The sequence below is a fragment of the Herbaspirillum aquaticum genome (assembly GCF_002213425.1).
GTDB lineage: Bacteria > Pseudomonadota > Gammaproteobacteria > Burkholderiales > Burkholderiaceae_D > Herbaspirillum > Herbaspirillum aquaticum.
The window spans coordinates 35,349-50,456 of record NZ_NJGV01000005.1; the positions used below are offsets into that span (position 1 = coordinate 35,349).

Annotated in this window: 11 protein-coding genes; 3 read left to right on the top strand and 8 right to left on the bottom strand. The window is 64.4% G+C overall.

Features of this window, described 5'->3' with window-relative positions:
* Window positions 1–27: 27 nt before the first annotated feature.
* Window positions 28–444, top strand: a complete 417-nt coding sequence (locus CEJ45_RS06355; protein ID WP_088754336.1) for a YXWGXW repeat-containing protein — start codon at window positions 28–30, stop codon at window positions 442–444.
* Window positions 445–541: 97 nt separating this feature from the next.
* Here CEJ45_RS06355 and CEJ45_RS24905 read toward each other — a convergent pair whose 3' ends face one another.
* From CEJ45_RS24905 to CEJ45_RS06380, 6 genes are all read right to left on the bottom strand, one after another.
* Window positions 542–697: a hypothetical protein gene (locus tag CEJ45_RS24905; RefSeq protein WP_008329375.1), complete on the bottom strand. Its 156-nt coding sequence runs from the start codon at window positions 695–697 to the stop codon at window positions 542–544.
* 64 nt (window positions 698–761) lie between these two features.
* Entirely contained in the window at window positions 762–1,871 is a 1,110-nt protein-coding gene (locus tag CEJ45_RS06360; protein WP_241517290.1) for a CE1 family esterase, read from the bottom strand.
* 112 nt (window positions 1,872–1,983) lie between these two features.
* Window positions 1,984–2,691 (bottom strand): glutathione S-transferase N-terminal domain-containing protein, encoded by a 708-nt coding sequence (locus CEJ45_RS06365; protein WP_088754337.1) that lies wholly within the window; start codon window positions 2,689–2,691, stop codon window positions 1,984–1,986.
* 12 nt (window positions 2,692–2,703) lie between these two features.
* Complete coding sequence (locus tag CEJ45_RS06370) at window positions 2,704–5,808, bottom strand: bifunctional diguanylate cyclase/phosphodiesterase (RefSeq protein ID WP_088754338.1); 3,105 nt, start codon at window positions 5,806–5,808, stop codon at window positions 2,704–2,706.
* The gene (locus CEJ45_RS06375; protein ID WP_088754339.1) at window positions 5,805–6,662 is read right to left on the bottom strand and encodes a substrate-binding periplasmic protein; all 858 of its coding nucleotides are present in this window, start codon (window positions 6,660–6,662) and stop codon (window positions 5,805–5,807) included. Before CEJ45_RS06375 ends, CEJ45_RS06370 begins: the two co-directional genes overlap by 4 nt.
* Window positions 6,663–7,091: 429 nt before the next feature.
* The gene (locus tag CEJ45_RS06380; RefSeq protein ID WP_088754340.1) at window positions 7,092–7,877 is read right to left on the bottom strand and encodes an SDR family NAD(P)-dependent oxidoreductase; all 786 of its coding nucleotides are present in this window, start codon (window positions 7,875–7,877) and stop codon (window positions 7,092–7,094) included.
* A 142-nt stretch (window positions 7,878–8,019) separates the two neighbouring features.
* Here CEJ45_RS06380 and CEJ45_RS06385 point away from each other — a divergent pair, with 142 nt between their 5' ends.
* A complete protein-coding gene (locus CEJ45_RS06385; protein WP_088754341.1) occupies window positions 8,020–8,943 on the top strand; it encodes a LysR family transcriptional regulator in 924 nt (307 codons plus the stop codon).
* A gap of 29 nt (window positions 8,944–8,972) precedes the next feature.
* On the opposite strand, the gene CEJ45_RS06390 is transcribed toward CEJ45_RS06385, so the two are convergent.
* Both CEJ45_RS06390 and CEJ45_RS06395 read right to left on the bottom strand, forming a co-directional pair.
* On the bottom strand, window positions 8,973–9,863 hold the full coding sequence (locus CEJ45_RS06390) for a PhzF family phenazine biosynthesis protein (protein ID WP_088754342.1): 891 nt from the start codon (window positions 9,861–9,863) through the stop codon (window positions 8,973–8,975).
* 92 nt (window positions 9,864–9,955) lie between these two features.
* The gene (locus tag CEJ45_RS06395; protein WP_088754537.1) at window positions 9,956–10,876 is read right to left on the bottom strand and encodes a sensor domain-containing diguanylate cyclase; all 921 of its coding nucleotides are present in this window, start codon (window positions 10,874–10,876) and stop codon (window positions 9,956–9,958) included.
* 563 nt (window positions 10,877–11,439) lie between these two features.
* Between CEJ45_RS06395 and CEJ45_RS06400 the strand changes: the two genes are divergently transcribed.
* A complete protein-coding gene (locus tag CEJ45_RS06400; RefSeq protein ID WP_420913286.1) occupies window positions 11,440–15,027 on the top strand; it encodes an indolepyruvate ferredoxin oxidoreductase family protein in 3,588 nt (1,195 codons plus the stop codon).
* Window positions 15,028–15,108 lie beyond the last annotated feature (81 nt).

Genomic DNA, 15,108 nt, shown 5'->3' on the forward strand with positions numbered 1-15,108 from the left:
AGCATCTTCACCCCCTGACTGTTCTATATGATGAAAAAAATAATATTCGCCAGCCTCGTAGCGCTGGGCGCGTCGGCGGCCGTGCTGCCGGTTGCCCAGGCGCAAGTTTCCGTGAACATCAACATCGGCGCACCGCCGCCGCCCCGTGCAGAACCGCTGCCGCCGCCGCGCCACGGCTACGTGTGGGCGCCCGGCTTCTGGGATTGGGATGGCTACCGCCACATCTGGCGTGAAGGTCACTGGGTACGCGAGCGGCCCGGTTACGTCTATGCGCAGCCGGTCTGGCGCCAGGGGCCGCGTGGCTGGGAACTGGATCGCGGTGGCTGGCGCGGTGGTCCGCCGCCGGGGCGCGGTCCGCGTCATGATGATTTTGACGACGACCATCGTGGTCCGGGACGCGGACGCGACTGCCCGCCGGGCCATGCGCGCAAAGGTGAGTGCTGAGGCTCACCGGTATTGATCTGAATTGAAGTGATGAAACGAAACGGCCGCAACGTGAAGACGTTGCGGCCGTTGTCGTTGGCGCTTCGCGCAGGTGGGCTCAGGTCTTGTCCATGAGCGCGGAGACGGCGAAGGAGACGATGCCGGCCGTGATGCAGATGACCGCCAGGCGGTAGTGGGGAATCAGCTTGCCGATCCAGGGCAGCAGGAAATACAGGACGATGGCGATCAGGATGCTGGTCAGGAGTCTTTTCATTGTCGTAGCGGGAGGGTTGAACGCTGGGGCCTATGATAGTGCGAATCGTGTTGCGATGGCAGCGTCAGCCAGGGGCCAGTCCCTTCATGCCGGGGCGCGTGGGTGCAGGCGCGGCAGGCACGGGCGGCTTCGTCGGCAAGGGGGAGGCCGGTGTGGCAGGCGGCGCGGGCAGCGGTGTGGCGCCGGGCGGGAGATTGTCGTCCACCTGCTCGTTCTGGCGGCCACCGCCGTGGGCATTGAAGAAGTTGATGACGGTGCGCGAGGCATCCAGGTTCTGTGACGACTTGCCGCCATTGACGATGGGCACCACGCCGCCTGGCCAGGCATGGCCACCGCCCTTGACCTCGTAGAGCACCACGGCCTGCGGGTCGCTCTTGCTGGCGTAGGTGTACTGGCGAATGGTGGTGCCATCGTTGGCGGTATCGGGGATGTCGTTGACCGTCGGCCGCGCACTGGCGCCATCGGCCTTGACGAAAGCTTCGATGCTGCGCGCCACCGACAGGCGCGGCAACTGCGAGACTTCCTGCTTGCCGATGCCACCCAGGAAAGGAATGAAGGGATCATCGCTGCCATGGATGTGCAGCAGCGGCATGGCCGCCTTCACGGACTCGGGCGGCACATCCAGCACGGCGCTGACCACGGCGACCGCCTTGAACAGTTCAGGTGCTTCAGCGGCCATGCGATAAGCCATCATGCCGCCATTGGACACGCCCACCAGGTAGATGCGTTGCGGATCGGCCAGGCCATCCTTGACCAGCTTGTCGATCAGCGCGCGCAGGAAGGCCACGTCATCCACCTTGTGCATTTGCGCATAGCCGCAGCAGCCGCCGGAATTCCAGGTGCGGGCATCGATGGCCAGCCCGGTGCCGTTGGGGTAGACGATCATGTAGCCGGCCGCCTCGGCAATCTCGGTCAGCCCGGTGGCGCGCGCCATCAACGAGCCACTGGAGCCGCTGGCATGGAGCGCGACGATCAGCGGCTGTGCTTCACCGACGGCGTTGCGTTCGGAAAAATAGGCGCGCGAGAGATTGCCCACGCGGATCGTCTTCAGCGACAGGTCAACCGCCTGCGCCGGCAGGCTGGCCAGCAGTGGCAGCGCGCACAGCGCAGCCAGCAGGCCACGGCGCACGAGGCGGGCGCGATCAGGAGGGCAAGACGGAAATCGGTTCGTCATGGCAGGCAGGATGCGTTCGCAGTGATGGGCGCCATGTTAACGCGCGGGACCGGACGGTGCAAAACGATTTACACCTTGCGCCGCCCGGTGCCCGGCTGGCAGAGGCCGTCGATCAGCCGCGCGCCGGAATGTTCAGTCCGCGCACCACGGCCGGACGCGCCACGAAGGCTTCCAGTGCGCGGGCGACGTTGGGGAAGTCCTGGAACCCGACCAGTTCGGCGGCTTCATAAAAGCCGATCAGGTTGCGGATCCACGGGAAGGTGGCGATATCGGCGATGGAATACGCGTCGCCGCCCAGCCATTGGCTCTGGGCCAGGCGCTTGTCCATCACGCCCAGGAGGCGCCTGGATTCGTTGACGTAGCGGTCGCGCGGACGCTTGTCTTCGTACTCCTTGCCGGCAAAGCGGTGGAAGAAGCCCAACTGCCCGAACATCGGACCCACGCCGCCCATCTGGAACATCACCCACTGGATCACCTGGTAGCGTGCAGCGGGATCGGCCGGCAGGAACTGGCCGGTCTTCTCGGCCAGGTAGAGCAGGATGGCGCCCGATTCGAACAGCGGCAGCGGTGCGCCGTTGGGGCCGTTGGGATCGATGATGGCGGGGATCTTGTTGTTCGGGTTGAGCGACAGGAATTCCGGCGAGAGCTGGTCATTGGTCTCGAAGCTCACCAGGTGGGCTTCGTAGGGCAGGCCGGTTTCTTCCAGCATGATCGAGACCTTCACGCCATTGGGCGTGGGCAGCGAATACAGCTGGATGCGGTCGGGATGTTGGGCCGGCCATTTTTGATTGATGGCGAAGGCGGACAAAGCGTGACTCATGAGATCGGACTCCTAGGCAGCGGATATGAGGAGGTCGCGGTCCTGGGCGAATTTTTCGAAGGCCTCGACCGTTACCGGCCGGCAGAAGTAATAGCCCTGGTAGGCATGGCAGCCGGCATCGGCCAGGAAGGAGCGCTGGGCATCGGTTTCCACGCCCTCGGCGATCACCCCCAGCCCCAGGCTCTGGGCCAGGTTGACGATGGTCTTGGCTATCGAGGCGTCGTTGGGATCGATCAGGACATCGCGCACGAAAGACTGGTCGATTTTAAGCTGATTCAGCGGCAGCCGCTTGAGGTAGGACAACGAGGAATAGCCGGTGCCGAAATCGTCCAGCGAAAACTCCACGCCATAGGCCTTCAAGGCAAACATCTTCTGGATGATGTCTTCGACGTTGTCCACCAGCAGGCTTTCGGTCAGTTCCAGCTTCAGGCGGCGCGGGTTGGCGCCGGTGCGTTCGATGATGTCCAGCACGGTCTGCACGAAATCAGGCTCGCGCAACTGCGGCGCGCTGACGTTGACGGCAATGCTGAGCTCAGCCATGCGCGGTTGCTTGGCCCACGCGGCCAGTTGTTTGCAGGCGGTCTGCAGCACCCAGTTGCCCAGCGAGAGGATCAGCCCGGTTTCTTCGGCCAGGGGGATGAAGTCGCCCGGCGGCACCATGCCCCGCTGCGGGTGCTGCCAGCGCACAAGCACTTCGGCGCCGGTCACGCGGCCGCCTTCGACCACCTGCGGCTGGTAGTGCAGCAGCAGCTGGTTGCCGTCGATGGCCTTGCGCAGTCCGGCTTCCAGCGTGGCGCGTTCCAGCACGGCGGTCTGCATGGCCGGATCGAAGAAGCGCAGCGCGTTGCGGCCGGTTTCCTTGGCCTTGTACATGGCCAGGTCGGCCTGCTTCATGAGTTCATCCACCGAGGCTGCGCGGCCCAGGAAGACGGTGGCGCCGATGCTGGCGGTGGTGCGGTATTCCACTTCGTCGAGCTGGTAGGTCTCGCCCAGGGCGGCCAGGATCTTCTCGCCGATGGCGCGGGTCTGGGTGGCGGCTTCCTGCTGGGTGTCGTTGAGTCCTTCGAGCACCACCACGAATTCGTCACCGCCCACGCGCGCCACCGTATCGTTTTCACGCACGTTGGCCAGCAGGCGCTGGGCCACCTGCTTCAGGAGCGTATCGCCCTTTTCATGGCCGACCGTATCGTTCAAGGTCTTGAAGTGGTCCAGGTCGATGAACAGCAGGGCGCCGCAGGTGCGCGTGCGCAGCGACAGCGCGATGGCCTGCTTGAGCCGGTCCAGCAGCAGGGTACGGTTGGGCAGGCGGGTCAGGGCATCGAAGAAGGCCAGTTCGCGGATGCGCTCCTCGGCCAGCTTGCGGTCGCTGATGTCGTGATGCGTGCTCACGTAATGGGTGACCTGGTTGTCCTTGTTCCTGACGGCCGAGATGGTCAGCCACTCGGGATAGACTTCGCCGTTCTTGCGGCGGTCCCAGATTTCACCTTGCCATTTGCCGAAGCGGCGGATGCTCTCGCGCATCTCCTGGAAGAAGGCCGGACCATGGCGATCCGAGCGCAGCAGCTTGGGATGCTTGCCAACGATTTCCTCGGCGGTATACCCGGTGATCTCGGTGAAGGCCTTGTTCACGCGCAGGATCTTGCTGTTGGCGTCGGTGATGAGCATGCCCTCGCGCGAATCGAAGGCCACCGCCGAAATGCGCAGTTCGGCTTCGATCTGCTTGCGCTCGGTGATGTCGCGCGCGCTGGTGCGAAAACCGGTGAAGCTGCCCTGGGCGTCGGCAATCGGCGCCGACGACAGCGAGAGCCAGAACACCGTGCCATCCTTGCGTACGCAGCGGAACTCGACGTCTTCGCGCTTTTGTCCATCCATGCAGCGTGCCAGTTCGGCGCGGATGCGGCGCTCGTCGTCCGGATGGACGATGGTGCCGATGAAGTCCGGCATCGACAGGCATTGCTCCACCGTATAGCCGGTGTAGTCGCGCACTGCATGATTGATCCAGCGCGGACGGCCATCCAGGCCCCACCAGACTTCCCAGTTGACGGTGCAGTCGGCGATGGCACGGAACTGTTCTTCGCTGGCGCGCAGTTCGGCGGTCATTTTCTCGGCCAGGCGCACGGCACGCTTGCGGCTGGACATCATCAGCCAGGCCAGCAATGCCAGGGTGATGCTGGCGCCGATGCCGGTGGCGGCGATGAGGTGCTCGGCATTGCGGCCGAACTGGGCGGTGAAGGCGTCGGTGGTGCTGATGGACAGGGTCCAGTTGTGGTTGGCCACCACCAGGTATTCGTCGGCCTGCAGCCGCGGCCGATGCATGGGGCCGCTGGCCAGGGGCGAGCGATAGAGCAGGGCTTCCGGTTGCTGGGTCACGCCGTCGTAGAGCGTGAAGGCGATGGTGCGGCTGCTCTCGCCATAGAGGCTGGCGATCACGTCGCTCATGCGGAAGACCGCATGCACCCAGCCAATCAGGCTGGCGCGTCGTTCGGTGATGGTGGACTGCGGCTTGCCGCGCTCGTAGAGCGGCAGGTACATCATGAAGGCCGGCGCTGCCGGACCTTCGCCGGCCAGTTCGATCTTGCCGGAAACGGTCGCCATGCCCGAGTCGCGCGCCTTCTCCATGGCCGCGCGGCGCACCGGATCAGACCACTGGTCATTGCCGAAGGGAAGACGGTTGCGCCCCACATAGGGTTCGCGCAGGATGGTCGGGGCATAGGCCATGCGCGCGCCGGGCGGGCGGATCTTGTAGTCGGCCAGGCCCTGGCGCGTCATGCGGGCCAGGTGCGCATCCAGCTGCGATGCCGGCACCCACTCCTCGATGCTGATGGCCTGGATGCCCGAGAAATTGGCGTCCAGGTTGAGCGCCTCGACATAGTCCCGGAACTGGTTGCGGTCGATGTTGCCGGTGGCCGAGACCAGTCCCTGCACGCCATGCAGCATCTGTTCGTAAGAGGCCATGCGCTGCTCGATGCGGCTGACCGTCTCGCGCAGGACCGAGGCGAACTGGGTGTGGACTTCCTTGGCGGCGGCTTCGCGCTCGTGGTCCCAGGCGGTCCAGGTGACGCCCAATCCTGTGGCCAGGATGATGACGGGTAGCAGGATCGGGCGGATCCAGTTCACGGCTTGCTCTGGAATTCAACCATGGCCGCCGCCAGTTCCGCATTGAAGTACTTGCGGAAGATGCGCAGCACCGTGCCGTCGGCCAGCATGCCATTGACCAGGGCACGCCATTTGTCCAGTTCGGCCGGCGAGAGCGCCTTGCGCGACATGATCAGGCCATGCGGTACCGAGGGGTCCTCGAAGCCGATGATGTTGGTGGCATCACGAATGCGTTTTTCTTCCACCACCGGGTAATCGAAGGGCTCCATGATCATGCCCTGGATGCGGTTCTGCAGCAGGGCTTCGTAGAGCGGTTCCAGGCCGCCGGCCAGGGTGACGCGGTTGGCGGCAGCGAGCTGGTCCACCATGCGATTGGCATTGCTGCTGTAGCGGAAGCTGCGGATGACGCCCAGCTGGAAGCGTTCGTTGCGGGCGACATCGGACAGCTGGTTGATGCCGGCATCCTTGCGCACCAGCAGGTAGTACTTGTTGCTGAAGTACCAGGCGAAGGCGGCGAACTTGTCGCGGTCCGGATTGGTGATGCCCGAGAGGCTGAAGTCCAGCGCGCCCGATTCGATGAGCTGCCAGATGCGCGCCCGCGACATCAGGCTGACATTGACCTTGCAGCCGCTGCGGCGGATCAGCTCATCGGCGAAATCCTTGTCGATCCCGGTGTCCGTTGCGGCCGAGTAGAGCAGGCCGTGGTCGTGCAGCGCCAGCGTGAAGGGGCGCGAACAATCCGGCCCGCCGGCGATGGCAGGGCCAGCAGCGTGGGAAAGCGGGGAAGCCAGCAGTGCAGTGAAAAGCGTGGCCGCGCTCGCACAGGCACGTACTGCGCGATTGCGAAAGAGTCGACTGAAAATACTGCCCCCCATGAATACGCCACTGTGTGGACGCCAGCCAGCGCCGCATGCGCAATCCTGCGCGGGCCCGTGGCGTGTCGTCCTTCCCTGAAATCACCATGCCAGGAGCTTGTCCTGGCTTGTCGCTGTTGTTGTGTATCTGCCGCCCGTGGAGGTGGTGTGATGACCTGTTCTGCTGGCGTGCGTGCCATGGCTGCATGAACGGTCCTTCATCAGATGCCGAGCGATGTTACCCGAGCAGATTCCAATGCGCAACATAATGCGTCATTGGCTGCAGCGGCAGGCTGCATGCGGCTGCGCGGCTTGTGCATGCGGGCCTCGAAAAGCCAGGATGCGCTGCTGCCGAAGTGAATGATCATGCATAAAAAAACCGGCATTTCCTGGGCGGAAACGCCGGTCTTGTGGTCACGCTCGTGATCAGGCCGCAGGGGCCTGGCTTGCTCAGATGGAGAAGCCGCCCGAGACCTCCACGCGCTGGGCGTTGATCCAGCCATTGTCTTCACGCAGCAGCGAGGCAATCGCGGCGCCGATGTCGTCCGGCAAGCCCACGCGGCCCAGTGCGGTCTGGCCGGCGATGAGGGCATTGAGCTCGGCATTGTCGCGCACGCGGCCACCGCCGAAATCGGTCTCGATGGCACCCGGTGCCACGGTGTTGACGGCAATGCCGCGTGCACCGAATTCCTTGGCCATGTAGCGCGTCATCACTTCCACGCCGCCCTTCATGGCGGCATAGGCGCCATAGCCCGGCAGCGTGAAACGCGCCAGCCCGCTGGAGATGTTGATGATGCGACCGCCATCGGCCAGCAGCGGCAGCAGTGCCTGGGTCAGGAAGAAGGGGCCTTTCAGATGGACTTTGTAGAGTGCATCGAAGTCGGCCTCGCTGGTCTCGGCAATGGCGCCATAGATGCCCATGCCGCCGTTGTTGACCAGGTAGTTGAATTGGCTGGCCTGCCAGTGCCGGTACAGTGCATCGGACACTTGTTGTGCGAAGGCCGTAAAACTTGCGCTGTCAGCCAAGTCCAGTTGCAGGGCCGCCACCGGCACACCCAAGGCTTCGATTTCTGACACCGTGGCGTCGGCAGCAGTACGGTTGCCCACATAGGTGAAGAGGATACCCACGCCTTGGCGGGCCAGGTGCAGGGCCGCGTTCTTGCCCAGGCCGCGGCTGCCGCCGGTGATCAGGGCGATGCGGGGAGAGGTGTTGTTGGAAGAGGTTGCTGCGTTCATGTGAGGCTCCGGAAGTCGTTGAGAGAAGCGATGCAAGGGATGTTGCAAGACCACGGAGGCCAGTATATTGAGAAGGAAAAAGCGAATAAATTTCGGATTTGCTATTAGACTTTTCAATATTTAATAATAATCGGATGAGCGCATGAACCAGTTGGATACCCTCAAGATCTTCCAGCGCGTGGCCGAACTGGCCAGTTTCAGCGGTGCGGCGCGCCAGCTGGGGCTGCCCAATGCCAGCGTCTCGCTGGCCGTGCAGCAGCTGGAACAGATGCTGGGCACGCGCCTGCTCCAGCGCACCACGCGGCGCGTGCAGCTGACCGCCGATGGCGAAGCCTTCTACCGGCGCAGCCAGGATTTGCTGGATGAATTCGAGTCCCTGCGCGGCATGTTCCGCGCGGGCGGGCAGCCTTTGAGCGGCAAGCTGCGGGTCGACATGTCCAGCGCCATGGCGCGTGAAGTGGTATTGCCGGCCTTGCCGACTTTCCTGGCGCGGCATCCGCAGCTGGAGATCGAGCTGTCGGCCAGTGACCGTCGCGTCGACCTGGTGGCCGAAGGTTTCGATTGCGTGCTGCGGACCGGCACGCTGGATGATTCCTCGCTGGTGGCGAGGCCCATCGGGCATCTGGCACAGATCAACTGCGCCAGCGCCGCCTACCTGAAAAAGCACGGCACGCCGCGCACCCTGGAGGACCTGGCCCATCACCAGCTGGTGCACTACCGCCAGGTGCTGGGCGGACGTTCACCGGGCTGGGAGTGGTTCGACGGTACCCAGACCCGCACGCTGCCCATGGCCGGCAGCGTCACGGTCAACAGCACGGAGACCTATTACGCCGCCTGCCAGGCCGGCCTGGGCCTGATCCAGCTACCGCTGGTCGGCGCGCAGAAACGCAAGATGCTCGACGGTGGCAAGCTGGTGGAAGTGTTGCCGCAATATCGCCCGGCGCCCATGCCCATCAACCTGCTCTATGCCAGCCGGCGCCATGTGCCGGCACGGCTGGCCGAGTTCATGGACTGGCTGCATGCGTTGATCTTTCCGCTCACGCAGGAAGGCGGCCTGACGCGTTGATCGCCCAGGCCGGCCCTTGATGGCGCCGTTCAGGCCAGCAGGGTCTGGCCGACCGGATCGATGGTGACGGTCCCCCGTCCGATCTCGATGACGCGGCCGCCGACCTGGATTGCGCCATCGCTGCCGACGGCCAGGCGCAGGCGCGACGGGCGGTCGACGGCGGCGCCCTGGTCGATGGCATAGCGCGCCGGCAGGCTTGCGCCGGTGGCAATGAGCCAGCCGCCCAGGTTGGCGCAAGCCGAGCCGGTGCCCGGGTCTTCGGCCACACCGCCGCCTTGCTTGGTGAAGAAGTAGCGCGCCAGCACCTGGCCGGGGGCCTCCTCATCAAAGGCGAACACATAGGCCGTCTTGCGCCCCAGGCTGCTGGCCGGCCAGCGGTCCAGTAGGCCGCTGTCGGGCTGGACACGGCGCACTGCCTCGGGCGAGCGCAGCGCAATGAGGAACTGGTCGGCACCGGTATCGACCCACATGGGATCGGCGGCCAGGTCGCTTTCGTCCAGGCCCAGCAGGGCGGCCACCTCGCGGCGCGACAGGGGCGATGGCGCCGTGCGCGGGCCGCCGGGGCAGGGTGCGGTGAAGGTCCAGACGTCGCCCTCGGCTTGTACCGGCACTACCCCGGCCTTGAATTCCAGGCGCAGTGCATCGCCGCCACCCAGGAGCGCGCGCACGACCTGCGCGCTGCCCAGCGTGGGATGTCCGGCAAAGGGCATCTCGTAGCCCGTGGTGAAGATGCGCACCCGCGCATCGGCCACGGTCGAAGGCAGGATGAAGGTGGTTTCCGAGAGATTGAATTGCAGGGCCAGCGCCAGCATGGTGGCCTCATCGAGGCCGCGCGCATCCTCGAAGACGCACAGGGGATTGCCGCCGAAGGTCGATTCGGCGAAGACGTTGAGCAGGCGGTAAGCGTAGGTGGCAGGCATGAAAGTCTCGCAGCAAGGTCAGGGGACCTGCGCCAAAGCGCAAGCAGGAAGGCCGATTGTAGCGACGGCCTTCGCTGCGAGACAGGTACAGTTCACTCGTCCACGGCAATACAGTCACGGCCCAACTGTTTGGCGCGGTACAGGCGGCGGTCTGCCTGCTCCAGGAAGGCGATGCGCTGGTCCATGGGCGAGGGCACGATGGTGGCCACGCCCAGGCTGATGGTGACGTGCTCGGAGATCTGCGACTTGGCGTGCGGGATGGCGGCTTCGTTGATGAGCGCGCGGCAGCGCTGGGCCACCTGCAGGGCGGCCTTTTCATCGCACTCGGGCAGGATCAGCACGAATTCCTCGCCGCCATAGCGGGCAAAGAAATCGCGGCTGCGGGTGGCGCTCTGGCTGAGCAGCTGGGCCACCTGCTTGAGGCATTCGTCACCCCGGATATGGCCGTAATGGTCGTTGTACTGCTTGAAGTAATCGATGTCGAGCATGATCAGCGACAACGGTGCGCGCGTATTGACCGCATTGGCCCATTCCACTTCCAGCGCCGAATCGAACATGCGGCGGTTGGCCACATTGGTCAGGCCGTCGCGATAGGACAGCGCCTCCAGCTCCTTCTGCAGCTCGGCCAGGCGCGCTTCGGTCTTCTTGCGCTCGGTGATGTCGAACATGAAGCCGATCAGCGCATTGGGGCTGCCATCGGGATTGCGCACCACGTGCACCACGTCGCGGATCCAGATGTGCTCGCCATCGCGGGTCAGGGCACGGTAGTCGGCCTCGTGATCGGCACCTGCCTTGGATTGCGAGATGCAGAAGTTGACCACGGCCTCGCGGTCTTCGGCGTGGATGCGCATGGCCCAGTCATCGGCCGTCTTCCAGCTCTCCGGGGTCCAGCCCAGCAGTTGCTCGATCTGCGGGCCGATGTAGGCGAACTGCATGGTGCTCCAGTCGATCTTCCAGGGAATCGCCTTGGTCGATTCCAGCAGGGTTTTGTAGACGGCGCTGTCGGGTTCCATCTGTTCTTGGATCGGATTGCTCATGATTCGTGGTGGCGGCGTGGTAGTGGCGGGTTGTCGTCAAGAAATGCTGCCGCAAGGCAGCACAAAAAATTTTGCCGGCAAGCATAACGCGTATCGCTGTCAAAACGATGAAAAAGTGTGGCAATCCTTGCGCATGGCCCCTGGATTTCCACGTGGCAATGAGCTGGAGCCGGAGCCCTTTGCGCTCTCCAGGGCTATCGTTTTTCCTTATACCCCTATCCTCATTCGGTATTTCCGCATTGTTGGCCCCTGCGGATAGACTTCAGTCACAGCAGTTTTCGAGACGGAGATTGTTGTGTGGACCGCTACCACGGTCGATGTGTCTGGCAGTGATGTGCCGTACCCGGTGCAGTAATGGCAGACGCTATCTGAAACAAAAATTTTGGAGACAAGCAATGCAATTCCGTTCGGCAGCTGAGCCTGCCGCAGCGGCGACGCCAACCGTAGAAGGCGTTCGCGACTGCGCACAGGCTGTGACCCCAGTGAGCGCTCACTCGCCGGTCCTCGACCAGACACCCGGCACCCCCGCGACTGACGGCTTGCATACCGTCACCGCACACTTCATTGACCGGACAGGCAACCGTACCGGTACAGCTACAGACACTTCCGGACTGGCACCTGTCAGTTTGGACGACAAATACACCGCCACCGAAGGCGCCATCTATCTCTCCGGCATCCAGGCGCTGGTCCGCCTGCCGATGCTGCAGCAAATCCGCGACCGTGCGGCGGGCTTGAACACGGCAGGTTTCATTTCCGGCTATCGCGGCTCGCCCCTGGGCGGACTGGATGAAGCCCTCTGGCACGCCCAGCCGCACCTGGCCGCGCACCGCGTGAAGTTCCAGCCCGGCGTGAACGAAGACATGGCCGCCACCGCCGTCTGGGGCACGCAGCAGGTCAAGCTGATCGGTCCTTCCGACTATGACGGCGTCTATGCCATGTGGTACGGCAAGGGGCCCGGCGTGGACCGCTGCGGTGATGTGTTGAAGCACATGAACCACGCCGGCACCTCCGCCCAGGGCGGCGTGCTGCTGGTGGCCGGGGACGACCACGGGGCGTATTCCTCGACCCTGCCACACCAGTCGGACCATATTTTTTCGGCATCGATGATCCCGATGCTCTATCCCTGCAACGTGCAGGAATACCTGGACCTGGGCCTGCACGGCTGGGCCATGTCGCGTTATTCCGGCTGTGTGGTCGGGTTCAAGGCGCTGGCTGACACCGTCGAGTCCAGTGCCTCGGTGGATGCCGATCCCTTCCGCGTCGAGATCCGCCTGCCGACCGATTTCGCCATGCCTGCGGGCGGCCTCAACGCACGGCTTTCCACCGATACCCTGGGCGTGCAGGCGCGCAAGCAGGAAGCGCTGATGCAGGATTACAAGATCTATGCCGCGCTGGCCTACGCGCGCGCCAACAAGCTCAACCGCGTGATGATCGACAGTCCCCGGGCGCGGCTGGGCATCATCGCCTCGGGCAAGTCCTATCTGGATGTACTGGAAGCCTTGTCCGAACTGGGCATCGACGAAGCCTTTGCGGCCGAGATCGGGCTGCGGGTCTTCAAGGTCTCCATGCCCTGGCCGCTGGAGCCGGATGGCGTGCGTGAATTCGCGCAGGGCCTCGATGAAATCCTGGTGGTGGAAGAAAAGCGCCAGATGGTCGAATACCAGTTGAAGGAGCAGCTCTACAACTGGCGCGATGATGTCCGTCCGCGCGTGATCGGCAAGTTCGACGAAAAGGGCGAATGGGTGGCCCCGCGCGGCGAATGGCTGCTGACCTCCAAGGCCGATTTCTCGGTGGCGCAGATCGCCCGCGTGATTGCCGCGCGCATCGCGCGTTTCCATACCAGTGACCTGATCAAGGCGCGCCTGGCCTTCCTCGATGCCAAGGATGCGGTGCTGAGCAAGGCTGTCAATACGCCGCCGCGCCCGGCTTACTATTGTTCGGGCTGTCCGCACAATACCTCCACGCGCGTGCCCGAGGGCAGCTTCGCGCTGGCAGGGATCGGCTGCCACGTCATGGCCACCGCCATCTATCCGGAATTCAACAAGCTGACCACCCACATGGGCGGCGAGGGCGCGCCCTGGATCGGGCAGGCGCCATTCTCCAAGGTGCCGCACGTGTTCGCCAACCTGGGCGATGGCACCTATTTCCATTCGGGTTACCTGGCCATTCGCGCAGCCGTGGCCGCGCGGGTCAACATGACCTACAAGATCCTGTACAACGATGCCGTGGCCATGACGGGCGGACAGCCGGTGGACGGCACGGTGTCGGTGCCGATGATCGCGCAGCAGATGGCTGCTGAAGGCGTGCAACGCATCGCGCTGGTCTCGGAGGACATCAGCCGTTACGCCGACCGCAGTGGCCTGCCGCAGGCAGTGAGCCTGCACGACCGCAGGGACATGGATGCCGTGCAGCGCGAGCTGCGCGAGATCCCGGGTGTGAGCGTGATCATCTACGACCAGACCTGCGCCGCCGAAAAGCGCCGCCGCCGCAAGAAGGGAGAATTCCCTGACCCCAACGAACGGCTCTTCATCAATGCCGCCGTGTGCGAGGGCTGCGGCGATTGCGGCGTGCAGTCCAACTGCACCTCGATCCTGCCGCTGGAGACCGAACTGGGCCGCAAGCGCGTCATCGACCAGTCGTCCTGCAACAAGGATTATTCCTGCGTGAAGGGCTTCTGTCCCAGTTTCGTCACCGTGACTGGCGGCCAGTTGAAGAAGTCGCGCAACGGCGTCCACAAGAAGGGCGCGCCCGATGATTTCCGTGTGCTGCCCGAACCGGCCATTCCTTCCTGCGAGACGCCCTTCAACATCCTCATCAACGGCATCGGTGGCACCGGGGTCATCACCATCGGCGCACTCATGGGCATGGCCGCGCATCTGGAAGGCAAGGGTGCGTCGGTGCTGGACATGACCGGCATGTCGCAGAAGAACGGTTCCGTGACCTCGCACGTGCGCATTGCCGCCCGGCGCGATTCCATCCGTGCGCAGCGCATCGCTACCGGCGAAGCCGACCTGGTGCTGGGGTGCGACATGCTCACGGCGGGCGCCTTCGATGCCATCTCCAAGATGCGCCCCGGCCGCACCCGGGCGGTGGTCAACCTGCACCAGCAGCCGCCCGGTCAATTCGCCAAGAATCCCGACTGGCAGTTCCCGTTCGAAGAGGTCAAGGCGCTGATCCTGGAATCGGTCGACCAGCAGGCCGACTTCATCGATGCCACACGCCTGGCCACAGCCCTGATGGGCGACGCCATCGCCACCAATCTCTTCATGCTGGGCTATGCCTGGCAGCGCGGTGAACTGCCCTTGACCGAAGCCGCGCTGCTGCGTGCGATCGAACTCAATGGCGTAGCGGTCGAGGCCAACCAGACCGCCTTCCGCTGGGGACGCCGCGCTGCCGTCGACTTGCGCCGCGTGGAGCAGATCGCGCTGCCGGCCCAGCCGGTGGTGGTGCATCTGCCGCAGTCGCTGGACCAACTGATCAAGCGCCGGGTGGCCTTGCTGACCGGGTATCAGGATGCGTCCTACGCCGCCCGGTTCGTCGAAGTGGTAGAGGCCGTGCGCGCCGCCGAAGCGCCGCTGGGCAGCGACAAGCTGGCCCTGGCCGTGGCCCGCAATCTCTCGCGCCTGATGGCTTACAAGGACGAATACGAGGTGGCGCGGCTCTATACCAACGGCCAGTTCCAGAAGGACCTGGCGCAGCAGTTCGAGGGCGATTTCACCCTCAGCTTCAACCTGGCACCGCCGATCTTCGCGCGCAAGGATGGTCAGGGGCGACTGGTGAAGGCGCGCTATGGCAGCTGGATGATGACGGCCTTCAAGCTGCTGGCACGCTGCAAGGGCTTGCGCGGCGGGGTCTTCGATCTCTTCGGGCGCACCGCGGAACGGCGCATGGAGCGGGCGCTGATCGTGCAATATCGCGAGATGGTGATGGAGCTGCTGCCCGCATTGACGGCTGACAATCTGGCCGAGGCCATCGCCCTGGCGCAGTTGCCGGAACAGGTGCGCGGCTTCGGCCATGTCAAGGAGCAGGCGGTACAGGCCATGCAGGTGCGGCAGGCGCAATTGCTGGCAGCGTTTGCGCAGGCCGGCACGAAGCCAGCGCCTGGCGCAACGCCGGCTGCGGCCTGACCAGTTCTGGCCGCGCCAGGGTGAGAATACCCTCCAATGTCGCGCCGGTGACAACTGCCTGCCGCGAATTCCATTAAGCTA